The sequence below is a fragment of the Micromonospora sp. NPDC049051 genome, from assembly GCF_043197575.1.
GTDB lineage: Bacteria > Actinomycetota > Actinomycetes > Mycobacteriales > Micromonosporaceae > Micromonospora.
The window spans coordinates 463,271-477,313 of the sequence record NZ_JBICTL010000006.1 but is presented as its reverse complement, the minus strand read 5'-3'; the positions used below and the strand labels follow the sequence as shown (position 1 = coordinate 477,313).

The 14,043-nt window shown below is 75.3% G+C and carries 6 protein-coding genes; all 6 read right to left on the bottom strand.

Annotation, left to right across the window (positions count from 1 at the left end):
* Positions 1–7: 7 nt before the first annotated feature.
* The 6 genes from ACGFIR_RS25950 to ACGFIR_RS25925 are packed head-to-tail and all read right to left on the bottom strand — an operon-like array spanning position 8 to position 14,041.
* Positions 8–1,171: a pyridoxal-phosphate dependent enzyme gene (locus ACGFIR_RS25950; protein WP_393006795.1), complete on the bottom strand. Its 1,164-nt coding sequence runs from the start codon at positions 1,169–1,171 to the stop codon at positions 8–10.
* Positions 1,172–1,173: 2 nt separating this feature from the next.
* Positions 1,174–3,549 carry a penicillin acylase family protein gene (locus ACGFIR_RS25945; RefSeq protein WP_393147669.1) on the bottom strand — a complete coding sequence of 792 codons (2,376 nt, stop codon included), beginning with the start codon at positions 3,547–3,549 and terminating at the stop codon, positions 1,174–1,176.
* Positions 3,546–5,351: an amino acid adenylation domain-containing protein gene (locus tag ACGFIR_RS25940; RefSeq protein ID WP_393006791.1), complete on the bottom strand. Its 1,806-nt coding sequence runs from the start codon at positions 5,349–5,351 to the stop codon at positions 3,546–3,548. The genes ACGFIR_RS25945 and ACGFIR_RS25940 overlap by 4 nt, the downstream gene beginning before the upstream one ends.
* The gene (locus ACGFIR_RS25935) at positions 5,348–8,431 is read right to left on the bottom strand and encodes an AMP-binding protein (RefSeq protein ID WP_393147667.1); all 3,084 of its coding nucleotides are present in this window, start codon (positions 8,429–8,431) and stop codon (positions 5,348–5,350) included. The genes ACGFIR_RS25940 and ACGFIR_RS25935 overlap by 4 nt, the downstream gene beginning before the upstream one ends.
* Positions 8,428–9,489, bottom strand: coding sequence for a TauD/TfdA family dioxygenase (locus tag ACGFIR_RS25930; RefSeq protein WP_393147665.1), 1,062 nt, complete (start codon positions 9,487–9,489; stop codon positions 8,428–8,430). Before ACGFIR_RS25930 ends, ACGFIR_RS25935 begins: the two co-directional genes overlap by 4 nt.
* A 43-nt stretch (positions 9,490–9,532) precedes the next feature.
* On the bottom strand, positions 9,533–14,041 hold the full coding sequence (locus ACGFIR_RS25925) for an SDR family NAD(P)-dependent oxidoreductase (RefSeq protein ID WP_393147663.1): 4,509 nt from the start codon (positions 14,039–14,041) through the stop codon (positions 9,533–9,535).
* Positions 14,042–14,043: the final 2 nt, after the last annotated feature.

Genomic DNA, 14,043 nt, shown 5'->3' with positions numbered 1-14,043 from the left:
CGGCAGCTCAGGCGTACGAACGGTCGCTGACCGAACTGACGTTGACAAGGATCCGGCGGCCGGGCGACTGGCGTGCCTCGGCCACGACCGCGGCGAGCTGGTAGCCGGTCTCCAGGGCCACCCGCCGGCCCTCCGTACGCCGGAACAGCTCCGCCGCCTCGGCCGCCTGCTCGGTCGTGAAGGTCGCGGTACGCAGCAGTCCCTGCTCGTGGAAGTGGGCCACCGGGGCCGCGACGATGGTGGAGCCGAGACCACCGATGTACTCGTCGCCGAGCAGCCGGTCCAGCCCGTACGTCCGGAGTCGGGGGTAGTAGTCCTGGTCGTCGATGGAGTACTCGCCCAGCACGCCCTTGCTGACGATCGGGCACTGGTCGGACTCCGCGCAGAGCACCTCCGGCGCGGGACCGCCGTGCAGCGCGTCGGCGAGGTACGCGCCGGCGATGCCCAGCAGGTTGGCGCCGCCGCCGCAGCTGCCCACCACCACGTCGGGCTGCTCGTCGACCAGGTCGCGGCGGACCTCCGCCCCGGTCATCGTCTGCGGCAGGATGAAGTAGTTGTAGACGCTGCCGAAGATGTACCGTGCCGAGCTGATCTCCCGGGTGTAGCTCACGGCCCGGCTCGCCGAGAGCACCAGCGGGTCGTAGTGCTCGTCGTCGTCCGGCGCGACCACGATGACCTCGGCGCCGGCCGCACGCATCGCCTGCTCGCGGTCGGGGCGGGCCAGCGCGCTCGCCTCGTCGAGGAAGCACACCACCCGCAGCCCGAACCGCTGGCCGGCCATCGCCAGGGCGGTCCCCCAGTTGCCGGTGGTCTCCGTGGTGATGGTGGTGATGCCGTCCCGCGCGCAGTGGTACGCGATCCAGTAGGCGCTGTTCATCTTGTGGTTGCCCGACGGGGTGCTCCCCTCGTCCTTGACGAGGATCGAGCAGTCCGTGCCGATCGCCTCGGCGAAGCGGGTGGCGCGCAGGATCGGCGTCGGCCGGAACTCGGCGTAGATCTCGCGCAGCGGCTCCGGCACGGGAATGGTCAGCCGGTCGGAGAGCTCCATCTCGGCCAGCGACTCCGGCAGCACCTCGGCGAGGCGGGCGGCGGTGATCGGCTCCCGGCTGACCGGGTCGAGCACCCGCTCGGGGCAGGCGGAGTACAGGTTGATGAGTTCGGTCTCGGTCATGATCAGTCGCCCTTGTGGGATGAGGAGGAGTCGGTCGTGGCGGCGCCGCCGGTGGCGGCGTCCGCGCCGACCGGCAGCAGGGTGAGGGTGTCCGGGCGGGTGGCCTGGAGCGCGCCGCGCCGGTAGAGCATCCGGTGGTACCGGCCGACCGACCACGCGGAGCAGAGGTCGCGGTGGTGCGGCGAGGCGGGCACGCCGCTGACGCCGACCGGGAACGCCCAGACGGAGTCGTCCGGACGCGCCAGGTCGACGATCATGCGGAAGGTGGGACCGCCCCGGGGGACGGTGCCCCCGTCACCCCGGCAGACCGTGTCGTCGGAGCCGGGCAGCGCCAGGGCGATCGGCTCGTCGGTCCAGCCGGGGAATCCGCTGAGGTGGTGGGAGAAGACGACGGTGTGCTGCCGCCCCCAGGTCCAGCGCGCCGGATCCGGTCCGAAGCGGGTCCGCAGGTCGGTCAGCGCCCGGTCGAAGGCGGCGGCCACCAGGGCCGGGCCGTCCTGCTGCCGTGGCAGCGCCGCGAGCCGGTCGCGCAGCAGGCCCAGCCCCCACTCGGTCATCCACGCCTTGCGCTCGACGAACAGGCCGGCCGCCACGGCGCCGGCCCCGGCCGCCACGTCCAGGGTGAGCTGGCGGAGCCACGCCACGAAGAGGGTCGGCTCCACCAGGTCGCGGTACATCTGGCCGGACCAGCCGGCCAGCCCCGTCAGCAGCGGCTGCTGCTCGGCGGGCACCAGCGGGGCGGCCGTACGCACCAGCTCCGGCAGCAGTTCCCGCGCCAACGGCGACAGCACGTCCAGCTGTGCCCGGGCCGACTCGGGCACCGACGTGCCACGGCCCGCCCGGAGCAGCTGCCCGATGCGGTCGGCCCGCACCGGCGCCTCCCAGTGGCCGGCCTCGTCCCCGCCCGGCGGCGCGTGGTTCGCGGCCACCACCAGGTCCTCTCCGGAGTCGACGCGGTGCCGGTGCACGCCCTGCGGCGCCCCGGCCGTCGCCCAGCCAGCGTGGGGCCCCGCCCCGGTGTCCCCGGCCCGGGTGCCGACCTGGACGGTGCCGATCCGGCCGCCACGGTCCGCGTAGACGATCGACTGCGGCACCCCGTGCCACCCGGTCAGCGCCGCGGCCAACGCGGCCCCGGAGACCGCGGTGTTCGCCCCGGCGAGCGCCCGCTGGTCGTACGGGTCCGCCCACGCCGGACAGTCGAGCGCGAGGTCGTACCGGCCCGCTCCGACGCCGAGGTCCAACCCGAGCAGCCGGCCCCGGGAGGTCGCGCCGGTGCGGATCGTCACCGCCTCGGCGCCGGCCACCTCGACGGTGTGCTCCGTCCAGCGGACGGGCTCGGTCCCGTCGGGCCGCAGCGCCGCCCCGTCGACCAGCCGCTCCAGGGTGAGCGTGCTGGTCCGTACGGGCGCGAACGTGGTGGCCCAGGCCACGTTGCCGTTGTAGCCGAACACCAGGTCCGGCACGCCGGGCAGCGACGCGCCGATGACGTCCACGTCGGGGCAGGTCAGGTGCATCGGCATCCAGTGGCCGGGGGCGTACTGCGCCAGATGCGGATCGGCCGCGAGCACCGGGCCCGCGGCGGCACCACGTGGGGTCCCGACGGCCCAGGCGTTCGAGCCTGCGCCGCCGGTCGACAGCAGCGCCCCGAACCGCTCGACGGCGGCGGTGAGCAGGTCACCGGGGGCCAGGGGCGGCTCGTCCGCCGCGCCGGGCGGCGCCGACCAGAGTGGCCCCGCCGCGCCGTTGAGGGTGGCGCGCAGCAGGTCGAACAGCCAGTCCTGTTGCAGGCCGAGGCCGAACAGGAGGAAGAGCGCCGTGGCGGTACGCAGCGCGGCGGGCCCGTCCGGCGGTGCCGGCTGCCGGCCCAACGCCCGGTGTTCGTCGGTGTCCGGCACGGCCGACGCCGCGCAGCGGGCGCCCTCCGCGTACCAGGCGAACACCTGGCGGACGTCCTCGGGTGCCCGGGCGGTCGCGGCGTCGAGCAGGTCGGGCAGGCCGAGCCGGTGGGCCAGGAGATCGGAGGCGATGCCGGCGGGGCCCAGCAGCGCGGCCAGCTCGCCGGCCGCCACCCGGCCGTTGACGTCGATCTGCCAACGCCGTTCGGTGTGGTGCAGGAACCCCTGCGCCCGGTAGAGGTCGGCGCGGGAGGCGGCACTCACGTGCGGAACCCCGGCGGCGTCGGTGCTGATCTCCACCGGGGCCGCGAAGCCGGGCAGTTGCAGGCGGCCGGTCAGTGGTCGGGCGGCAGCGCGGCCCGTCGCCCCGTCGGCGGACCGGCCGACGGGGCGGGTGGCGGAGTCCGCGGACTTCTTCCGCGCCTCCGCCAGGACGGCCCGGCGGCGGATCAGCTCCCGCAGCGCGGCGGACTGCTCGGTCACGACGGCTCCGTCAACAGCTGCGCCACCTGCTCGTCCGACATCTGCGCCAACTGCTCACGCAGCGCGGCGCGCAGCAGGCCGGCGAGCCGGGCCGGGGTCGGCCGGTCGAAGAAGCGCAGCACCGGCAGGCTCACGTCGAACGCGCTCTGCAACTGCTGGACGAACTGGACCGCCGCGAGCGAGTTGCCGCCCGCCTGGAAGAAGTTCTCGGTGCGGTCGGCAGCCGGTCGCCCGAGCACCTCTGCCCAGAGGTCGAGCACCCACTCGTCCAGTTCGTCTTCCTCGACCCGGTCCAGTTCCTCGTCGGCGTCGGCCGTCTGCTCCGCCGGGGCGTCCGGCGCGGCCACCAGCCGGTCGACCGCCAGCTGGCCGGCGTCGTCGCGGGGAATCGCGTCGACCATCACGATCCGGTCCGGCATCTGGTGGGGCGCGAGCCAGTCCGACAGTCCGGCGCGGATCTCCGCGACGGTGGTGTCGGGATCCCGTACGACGATGGCCGCGAGCAGGACCATGGCGCGCCCGGTGCCGGTGAGGCCCACGGCGGCGTCGGCGACGGCCGGCAGGCTGCGCAGCAGCGTGAGGACGCCGTCCATCTCGATCCGGCGGCCGTTCACGCTGACCTGGCTGTCCCCCCGGCCCAGGAACTCGATCTGGCCGTCCGGCAGGAATCGGCCCCGGTCACCGGTGCGGTACCAGCGGCCGCCGTCGGGGGCGGGACGGAACGCGTCGGCCGTGGTCCGCGGCTCGCCGAGGTAGCCGAAGGCGACCTGCGGGCCACCGATCAGGATCTCGCCCACGGTGCCGTCGGGCACCGGGCGCAGGAACTCGTCGACGATCGAGATCGTGCCGGCCCGGAACGGGTGGCCGATCGGGATGAGGTCGAGCGGACCGGTCGGCTCGACCTCGCCGGCGGTGACCACGACGGTCGTCTCGGTCGGGCCGTAGATGTTCCAGAGGGAGAAGGCCGCCCCCTGCGGCACCCGGCGCATCAGGCGGTCGCCACCGACGACGAACACCTTGAGCTGGTCCGCCTTGGCGATCTGGGGCGTGTCCAGCACCAGTTCCCCGAGGGCGGTCGGGAGCATGGCGAGCTCGACCCCCGTCTCGGCGACCAGTCGGGCGATCAACTCCGGGTTGGCGCGGTCCGCGGCCTCCAGGCTCACCGCGCACCCGCCCGCCGTCAGGGGCATCCACAGGTCGACGACCACGCCGTCCCAGTCGGTCGGGCAGAATCCGGCCACCCGCCAGCCCGCCCGCATCCCCAACCGGTTCGTGATCACCTCGCAGAAGTAGCTGAGCGAGTCCCGGCTGACCTGGACGCCCTTGGGCACGCCGGTGGTCCCGGAGGTGAAGCAGGCGTACGCGGGCAGCCGGTGGTCCGGCTCGCGCATCCACGGTTCCGCCTCCCGGCGGTCGAGTGGCACCACGGTCAGGTTGCCCGGCAACTGCCCGGCGACGCTGTCGGAGACCAGCACGGTCCGGCTGCGCGTACGACGCAGGAGCAGGTCCCGGCGGTGCGCGGACTGGTGCGGGTCGACCACCACGTACCAGCCGCCCGCCCGTAGGATGGCCAGCTCGGCGACGACCGTCTCCAGCCGGTCCGGCGAGAAGATCGCGACCGGGTCGCCCGGCCGCACCCCGGCCGCCGCCAGGTCCCGGGCCACCGCCGCCGACCACCGGTCCAGCTCCCGGTAGGTGACCTGCTTGGCGCCGAAACTCAACGCGGGCTGGTCGGGCTGCTGACGGGCGTACGTCACGAATCGGGTCACCACGTCGACCGCGTTGGGGGTCGTGCTCGTCATCGTCCGGCCTCCGCGCCGTTCCGCAGGTACTCGTCCACTTGCTCGTCGGTCATCCGCAGCACGCGCGCGGCGAGTGCCGCCCGGCGCTGGGTATCGGCGGACCGTTCGCCGCCGGCCAGCCGTCCCGCGAGCGCCTCGACGCTCGGATGGCTGAACAGGTCGTCGATCCTGAGATCCACGTCGAGCAGCTCGCGCAGGCGGCTGAGCGCCTGGGTCGCCATCAGCGAGTGCGCGCCGGCCTGGAACAGGTTCACCGTCACGTCGATCTCGGCGCCGTTCATGAGCTCCGACCAGACGTCGGCGAGCACGAACTCCAGGTCGGTACGGGGGCCGACGATCGCGGTGGCCCGCGTGGCGGCGTGGCGCACCAGCTCGGCGCGGTCCACCTTGCCGTTCGGCAGCAGCGGCAGCCGGTCCAGCAGGTGCAGCCGGGTCGGCACCAGCTGTTCCGGCAGGTGTTCGGCCGCGTACCGGAGCAGCTGCGTCTCGGTGCTGCCCGCCTCGGCCACCACGAACCCCGCCAGGGCGACCTGGCCGGCGGTCTCCACCGCCACCACCGCGGCGTCCCGGACGGCGGGGTGCTCGCGCAGGACGGACGCGCTCTGCGCCGGCTCGACCCGCCAGCCGCGGATCTTGATCTGGTCGTCCAGCCGGCCGTGCAGCCACACCTGCCCGGCCTCGTCGACGCTGGCCACGTCGCCGGTGCGGTAGACCCGCTCACCGTGCGTCGCCTGGGGGTCCGGCCGGAACCGCCACGCGGTCAGCCGTGGGTCGCCCGGGTAGCCGAGGGCCAGTGCGGGTCCCCCGACGACGAGTTCGCCGCGGTGCCCGAACGGCACCGGCTCGCCCGCGTCGTCGAGCACCGCCACGGTGACGTGCGGCAGCGGGGTGCCGACGGGACAGGGGTCCGTGCCCGTCACCGGCGCCGTCAGCACGCCGACGGTGGTCTCGGTGGGACCGTAGTGGTTGATCACGGTGAGTTCCGGACGCAGCTGCCGGGCCTGCGCCACCAGGGATTCGTCGAGCCGTTCACCGCCGAGCACCAGGACGTCGCGGGGCAGGCAGTCGGCCGCCGGGGCAGCCGACAGCAGGGCCCGCAGGTGCGACGGGGTGATCTTCAGCAGGGTCACCCCGTGCCCGGCGACCAGGCCGGCGAACCGGTCGGCGTCCAGCCGCGCCGCCAGCGGGATCTCCACCACCCGACCGCCGGCCGCCAGCACCGGCCAGAGCGCGGTGACGCCGAGATCCGCCGTGAAGGCCGCCGGGCTGGCGGCGACGGAATCCGCGGTCAGCGACAGCCGCCGCGTGATCGACCGGACGTAGCCGGCCAGCGCGGTGCCGGGCACCGCCACCGGGTTCGGCACGCCGGTGGAACCGGAGGTGAACAGCACGTACGCCGGGGCCGAGAGCGGCACCGGAACCTGGTCCGGCGCCGGCGTCGGGGCGTCCGCCGGCCCGGTCGGGATGTCGACGTGGGGCCGGCCGGTCCCGGTGCGTTCCGGCGCGTCGACGGCGAGATCGGGGCCGCCCAGCACGGCGGCCGCCCCGGCGCGCTCGAGCAGCCGCTGCCGGTGCCCGCTGGGCATGGTCGGGTCGATCGGCAGGAACGCCGCGCCGACGAGCCGGGTCGCGAGGCAACCCACCACGTACGGGACGAGCCGCCCGGAGGCGACCGCGACCACGCTGCCCGGCCCGATCCCCGCGGCGGCCAGCGACTGCGCGCCCCGGTACGCCCGGTCCCGCAGCTCGCCGTAGGTGAGCTCACCGTCGGCGGCGGACAGCGCGATCCGCTGCGGTCCGGCGTCGGCCCGGTCCAGGATCAGCCGCTCCACGGGGGTGGCGTCGCCGGCCCCGGGACCGGTGCCGTCGGCACCGCGCAGCACGGCTCGCAGTCGGGCGCGCTCCTGGGCGCCGGTACGGGTCAGCCCGCGCACCGGACGGTCGGCCCCGGCGAACTGCGCCAGGATCACCGTCAGCCGCTCTTCGAGCAGTTCCGGCGCGAGGACTGGCCGGGTCCGGTCGTGCCTGATGAACACCGCGCCGTCGGCCGTGCCCTCGACGACCCGCACCAGCAGGTCGGCCGGGCCGGCGTCGAAGCCGGACACCTCGGGCGTCAGGGGTGCCGCCGACGGCTGCTCCAGCGGGGTGAAAGGCGGCTCGACCAGCACCCCGGCCAGCGGTTCGCCGGACCCGGCCAGCTGTTGCCAGGCGGTCAGCGCGGAGAGCAGCGCCGGCACGGTCTGCCGGGTGTACTCCTGCTGCGCCGCGCGTCGCGCGTCGGCGACCGCCGCCAGCAGGTCGCGTACGGTCGCGTCCGCCGGCACCTCGACGGGCACCGGCGCCAGCAGGTCCAGCCGACCGACGACCTGGCGCAGCGCCTCGATGCCCCGGCCGGGCACGAGGTTGGCGACGTGCCGCCGGCCGTCGGCGTGCGGAGCCGGCAGAGCGAGCAGCAGCGCGGCGGAGAGCACGTCCGACAGGTCGCCGGGGACGGCCCGGGCAGCCGTCAGCAGCTCGGGGCCGCACCGGTGCTCGACGTGCTCCGGCGCGGGCCGCTGGGCGCTCGCGTCCCGGGCGGCGAGAACCGCGCGGAACGCCGCGCTGACCGCGCCGGGGGAGCTCTCCTCCGCCTCCTCGCGCTGCCACTCCGCGACGTCCAGGTAGTCCAGTTCGGGCCGGTCCACCGGCCGGCCGGACAGCAGCGCCGCGAGCTGGTCCCAGAGCAGGCGCAGCGACACCGCGTCCACCATCACGGCGGGCAGGGAGATCTCCAGCCGGCGGCCCTGCGCAGCGTCGACCAGCCGGAGCGCGCTCTGCGCCGGCGTGTCGGCCGGCCCGAGCGGGCCCGGCTCCCGGCGCTGCACCGGCACCGTGAGGCCGGGCATCGACAGCAGCGCGAGGCAGCACGCGTCGTACTGGGCGAGCAGGTCACGCACCCTGTCGAGGTCCGGCGCCGCCGGGCCCCACGACACCGACAGCACGGTACGCCGCTGGCCGAGGGCGGCGCCCGCCGCGACGTAGAGCGGCCACTGGGCGGGCCCGAGCCCGATGGTCTCCCGCGTGTCGTCGTACCCCATCATTCCCCGTTCCCCCCGTCGTCCGCCTGGCCGGTGCCGGCCATCGCGACCAGGACCCGCCGCGCACCGGTGTACGGGCGCCGCCCGTGGGCCACCGCCACGTTGTCGACGAGCACGACGTCGCCGGCCGTCCAGGGCGCCCGCCAGCTCGCCGTGGTGAACGCCTCCTCGATGAGGCGCACGTACTCGTCGGGGATCGGTGAGCCGTCGCCGAAGGACACGCTGCGGGGCAGCCGCTCGCCGTAGGTCCGGCGCAGCGGGCCGGACACCGACTCCGGCAGCGCCGCCGGGTGGAACAGGTTGGCCTGGTTGAACCAGACGGTCGCGCCGCTGACCGGGTGGCGGGTGACGACCTGGGCCGGCTGCCTCGTACGCAGCAGACCGTCCTCGTGCCAGCTGACCTCGATGCCGGAGTCGGCGCAGGTGCGCTGCATCTCGGCCGGGTCCTCGGTCTGGAAGACCTCCGTCCACGGCAGACCGACGTTCGGGTGGTACCACCGCTCGTAGCAGACCCCGCGCTCCACGAAGCGGTCGACGAGGTCGGCGGGCAGCAGGTCGAGCACCTGGTCGGTCGGCGCCAGCGGGGTCTCCCCACCGGTCTCGGCCGGCAGTTCGCCGTAGAACCCGAGCAGCAGCGGCCAGCGGCTGGTGTACGACTGCTCGCTGTGCATCGGAATGGCGTGGTCGGCGCTGTACTCGGTGGAGGTGAACACCCTGCCGGCCACCCGGCTGCGGGGGGTGGAGCGGTTGGTGTACTCGGCCAACTGGTCGCCGGCGACCTCAGCCACCGTCCGCCCGAACGACTCCACGTCGCACACCATGCCGCGCAGCACCAGCGCACCGTGCGCGGTGATCAGTTCCCGTACCGGGTGCAGGTGCGACGTCACCCAGTCGCACAGGTCGACGCCGGGCACGGTGGCCTCGGCGAGCGCGGGTTGCCAGGGTCTCCGGACGCCGGGGCTCACCCGGACCAGTTCGCTGCCGGAGTTCTGCTCCGGGCGCCTCGACCGCCGACGGTCGAGGACCGCCGCGAGCCGGTCGGTCTCGGAAGGGCTCTGCATCTGACTCCCATCGGAGGGTGGACACGGATCGGGAACCGGCGGGTCAGCCGGGACTCCCGTCCGGCCGGATCTCCTGCCCACCCGCTTCGAGTGCGGCAAGCTGTCGCTCGACCTCCTCGTCGGAGATCGAATCGAGGAAGCGGTCCAACTCGGCTTCCAACCACTGCACCTGAGCCGCGACGGTGGGCCGCGCGATCGTGTCGGTCAGCCCGATCGGGAAGGCGAAGATCCGGCGCAGCCGGGCGACCAGCGCCACCGCCGCCAGCGAGTGACCGCCCAGGGCGAAGTAGTTGTCGTCCATGCCGATCGGGCTGATGCCCAGCACCTCCGACCAGATGCCGGCCACGGCCACCGCGATCGGCCCCTCCGGCTCCCGGTACGGCACCGACAGCGCCGGGCGGGGCAGCAGTTGCCTCGTACCGTCGGGCTGCTCGTCCTCGAAGAGGCTGACCACGTCGGCCTGGCGGGCCTGTTCGAGCAGCAGCTCGGGATCGACGGTTCCGGCCACCATGGTGCCGCCGGCGCCGAACGCCAGCGCGTGGGCCAACCGGGCCCCCTCCTGGGGGGTCAGCGCGTCGGCCAGCGCGCGGTTACGCCAGTTGGCGAGCCCGCCGACCTTGGAGACGTCGGCCGCCTGGCCGACCTCCTGCCAGGCGCCCCAGCCGACGCTGGTCACCACCGCGTCGCCGAACCAGCCGGCGCCGGGCACCGCGTCGAGGAAGGCGTTGGCGGCCACGTGGTCGACCTGCCCCACGGTGCCCAGCACCGCGTCCAGCGCCGAGCAGAGCAGCACCCGCCGCAGCGGCTGGTCCGCCAGCACGTCCGCGAGCACCCGTACGCCGCGCACCTTGGGCGCGAGCACCGTCGCGCACTCGTCGACGGAACGCAGCCGGATCAGCCCGCCGCCGGGCACACCGGCGGCGTGCACGAGGGTGCTGACCGGGCCCAGTTCGGTGGCGATCCGGTCCACCGCGGCACGCATCGCCGCCGGGTCGGTGCAGTCGGCGGCGACGGTCAGCAGCCGGGCGCCGCTCGCCTCGATCGCCCGCAGGTCCCGTACCAGGGCGGCGACGGGCGAGCCGGGGTCGGCGGCCAGCAGCGCCTCCCACTGCGACCGGGGCGGCGCGGCGGCGCGGCCGACCAAGGCGATCGCGGTGGTGCCGGTCCGGGCCAGTTCCACCGCCACGGAGCGGCCGATCCCGCCGAGGCCGCCGGTGACGAGCACCGGGCCGAGGTCCGTCCCCTCGCTCGGCGGTTGCGGGGCCGGCACCGGCGAGAAGGACCGCTGCCAGCGGTGCCGACCGCGCACCGCGTACAGCTCGGGGCCCTCGTCGTCGCCCAGTTCGCCGGTGAGGACGGCGGCGGTGACCGCCGGGTCGCCGGCGCGGTCGACGTCGACGATCCTCGTGCTCAGGTGCGGGTACTCCCGGTCCGCGACGAGCACCGGCCCGTAGGCGAGCGCGGCGGCCGGATCGGCCGGTTCGTCGCCGAGCACCGCGCAGGTGCCGGAGACCACGCAGACCAGTCGCAGCGGCGACTCGGGGCGGTGGTCGACCGCGCGGATCAGCGCCAGCCGCCGGTGGAACGCGCTCGCGTCGACCGGCTGCCCGGCTGCCGTCGGGCTCGCGTCGTGACCGGTGAGGTCCAGCACCCCGACCAGTTCGGGGTCGTCGAGCAGCGCCTCGAACTCCGCCACCACCCGGTCGAAGGTCTCCGCCAGTCCGGACGTACCGGCGGGGAAGTCGGCCACCGGCGCGTCGACGCGGCGGGCGCCGCCGCCCGCCGCGGTGATCCGGGCGACCAGCTCACCGGCGAGCGGCGAGTCGGCGCCCAGCACCAGCCAGTTCCCGGTGGGCACGGCGGCCGGGGGCCGGACGACCCGGTGCCAGGTCGGCGCGAACACCCGGGGCCCGGCGCCCGTGGCGGCGGGCGCTCTGGGCGCGTCGACCGCGGCGTCCGTGCCGGCCCTGGCCAGATGGGTGACACCGACGAAGGGCGCGGTCGGTACGGCCGCACGCGGGCCGGCACCGAGCACCGTGGACCAGTCCACCTCGGCGCCCTGCGCCCACAGCCGGCCCAGCGACTCGATCAGGCGCCGTTGCGGCCGGACGCCCTCCTTCGGGTGCGGCAGCGACCCCACCACGGTCTCGCGCTCGACCTGGGGATCGGCCGCGACGAGCGGCTCGACCGTGCCCGCCGGGCCGATCTCCACGAAGAGGTCGGCCTCGGCGGTGAGCGCCGCGACGGCGTCGGCGAAGCGCACCGGTCGGCAGAGGTGCTCGCCCCAGTAGCCGGGGCGGGCCAGCTCGGCCGCGTCGACCCGCGCCCCGGTCAGGGCCGAGACGTACGCGATGGTGGGCGGTCGCAGGTCGAGGCCCTCGGCGAAGGCGGTGAGCTGCCGGGCGCCGTCGGCCAGCAGCGGCGAGTGCGGGACCGTGGCGATGCCGACCGGCTGGATGTCCAGGCCGGTGGCCTCGGCGTGCTCGGCGAACCGCTGGTACGCGGCGACCTCGCCGGCCAGAACGCAACTGTGGGCGGTGTTGACGGCGGCGAGCGTCAGTCCGAAGGTGGCGCCGAGTCGTTCCGCCTCGGCGGCCGGCAGGGGCACCACGGCCATCCGTCCCGGGGCGGACTCCTCCAGCAGGCGGGCCCGCATCACGACCAGGGCGGCCGCGTCCTCCAGCGGCAGCGACCCGGCGATGTGCGCGGCGGCGCACTCCCCGGCGCTGTGCCCGGCGACGGCGGTGGGGCGTACCCCGCGGGCCATCCAGAGCCGGGCCAGCGCCACCTGCACGGCGAAGAGGGACGGCAGCGACAGCGTCGGCCGGCGTAGCAGTTCCGGGTCGGTGACGTCGGGCTCCAGCAGCGTGCTGCCCAGGTCGGCGAAGACGGCGCGCGCCTGCCCGTACGCCTCGGCGAACGCGTCGAACGCGAGCAGCTCGGCGGCCTCCGCGACGGCGTGCTTGCCGGCACCGGAGAAGACGAACGCCACCCGCCCGGGCCCGGCGTGCTGGCTCTGGCGCTGGCTGTGCAGCAGCTCGGCGGCGTGCGCCGGATCCGTGGCGAGCAGTACCCGGCGCACCCCGCGCGGTCGCCGCGCGGCCAGCGTACGGGCGGCGGCGGGCAGGTCCGGGCCGAGCGCCGGGGCGAGCCGGTCGGCCAGCCGGTCGAGTGCGGCCGGGCTGTCCGCGGACAGCGGCAGCGCGACGGGCTGCGTGGGCGGCGCGACGGCGCGCACCGGCTCCTCGCCGCCACGGTCGCGGGGCGGCTCGGTCACCACCAGGTGCCCGTTGGTGCCGCCCAGGCCGAAGGAGCTGATCCCGGCCACCCGGACCGGACCGGTCCGGGGCCACGGCACCGCGCGGCCGGCGACCTGGAAGCGGGTCCGGTCGAGTTCCAGCCGGGGGTTCGGCTCGGTGAAGTGCAGGGTCGGCGGGATCGTCTCGTGCTCCAGCGCGAGGGCCGTCTTGACCAGCCCGGCCATCCCGGCGGCCACGTCGAGGTGGCCGATGTTGGCCTTGACGGAACCGAGCCAGCACGGCGGCGCGCTTCCCGGCTCACCGGGCATCGCCCGGGCCAGGGCGGCCACCTCGATCGGGTCGCCGAGGGGGGTGCCGGTGCCGTGCGCCTCGACGTAGGAGACCTCGTCGGGCTTCACTCCGGCGACCCGCAGCGCGCCGCTGATCACGGCGGCCTGGCCCGCGACCGCCGGCGCGGCGTAGCTCATCCGGGCCGCGCCGTCGTTGCCGATGGCACTGCCGAGGATCACCATCCGGATGGGGTCGCCGTCCCGGCGGGCGTCGGCCAGTCGCTTGAGCACCACGGCACCGACGCCGCTGCCCGGCACCGCGCCCTGCGCCTGCGCGTCAAAGGGGCGGCAGTGCCCGTCGGGCGAGAGGATCCCGCCCTCCGTGTAGTGGTAGCCGCGCCGCTGCGGGAAGCCGACCGAGGCGGCCCCGGCGAGCGCCACGTCGCATTCGCCGGCCAGCAGGCTCTGGCAGGCGAAGTGCACGCAGACGAGCGAGGTCGAGCAGGCCGACTGCACGGTGGCGACCGGGCCCTGGAGGTTGAGCGTGTACGCGATCCGGGTGGCGACGTGGTCCTTGTCGTTGCCGACCGTGAGCCAGTACTGCCCCGCCCCCTCGGTGGTCGGGCTGTCCAGCAGCCGCGACCACAGGTAGCTGGGGAAACCCGCACCGGCGTACACGGCGGTGGTCCCGGCGCCGGGCACCACTCCGGCGTTCTCGAAGGCCTCGTGCGCGACCTCCAGCAGCAGCCGGTGCTGCGGGTCGATCAGTTGGGCCTCGCGCGGTGACATGCGGAAGAACTCGGCGTCGAAGCGGGCGGGCTCGTCGAGGAGGCCGCCGGCCGGTACGTGCACCGCGCCGGAGTCCAGATCACGGAGGCGGGCGGGCAGTTCCACCTCCTCGGGTGCGAACCGCTCGATGCTCTCGACCCCGTCGACGAGGTTCTGCCAGAACTCCTCGGGGGTCTCGGCACCCGGGCACCGCAGCGCCATGCCCACCACCGCGACGGCGAGTTCGTCTTCCATGG